The organism is Oleiphilus sp. HI0061 (assembly GCF_001635675.1).
The window spans coordinates 1-1,024 of the sequence record NZ_LWFE01000184.1; the positions used below are offsets into that span (position 1 = coordinate 1).

The window sequence follows — 1,024 nt, forward strand, 5'->3', positions numbered from 1 at the left end:
TGATCAATCATAATGCCGAGCTGGAAATCCATAGTGAAGAAGGCATAGGCAGTGAGTTTATTTGTCACTTCCCGGCATCGATAATGGTTTCCAGTAGCTCGGCTAATGAACAGAAAGCGCTAGCAAATGCATCTTGATGAGCTATCTGCATTTACTTGGATAGCTTTTTCTGCGCCTCTGCTTCAAAGTTCATATTGATATTGCCTAAAGATCTTTCTTCGTTTACCCAAAATGCGACCGCGCCACACACCGCAGCGGGCAGTGCCAGAAAATTCACGATAGGCAGAAGCGTTGCNCCAAACGTTACCAGCCCAAAACCTAGTGATGTCAGACGATGGCTAGCCAGGTAGTTTTTCATATCGGGGAAGCTCATCTTATTATTATCTGCCGGGTAGTCGATATATTGAATGGCCATCATCCAGGCTGAGAAAATAATCCAGATAACAGCAATAATCACATTCAAGCCGGGGATTAAGCCTAAAACCAATAGCACTAGCACCCGCGGGATATAATAAACAAGCTTTTGGAGTTCTCGCATGATGGTTCTGGGAACCATTGCCAGTAGCTCGCTCCATGAGAAGTCTTCACCTTTATCTTGGCCGCTTAAGTGCTTTTCAGTGAGTTCTGCCAGGTAGCCATAAAAAGGAGCGCCGATTAAATTCGCGGCGGCAATAAAGCCATAAAACAGCGTCATTAAGATGGCTAAGAAGTAGATTCCCCAGAATAACCACTCCATGAATCCTAGCCATTCTGGGACCCAAGACAATAAGGTCGCCATCCAACCGTCTACTAGGCTATATGCCCACATGATGAGCAGCGTAAACAAGATGATATTTACGGTTAAAGGAACCAGTAAAAATAGGCGAAAGCCGGGCTGGCAAATGATCTTGAAACCTTGAGCCAGATAGCCAAAGCCGGTAAACATATTTCCCTTCATGTGAAGATTCGCTCCTGATCAGAATATCGTCTAAGAAATTTATAGGGCTTAATAGGGTTGTAGGCAGTGTATAATAGCTCGCTTGGA

The 1,024-nt window shown here is 44.7% G+C and carries 1 protein-coding gene; it reads right to left on the minus strand.

Annotation, left to right across the window (positions count from 1 at the left end):
- Positions 1 to 151: 151 nt before the first annotated feature.
- Complete coding sequence (gene cysZ, locus A3735_RS02185; protein WP_068510062.1) at positions 152 to 937, minus strand: sulfate transporter CysZ; 786 nt, start codon at positions 935 to 937, stop codon at positions 152 to 154.
- Positions 938 to 1,024: the final 87 nt, after the last annotated feature.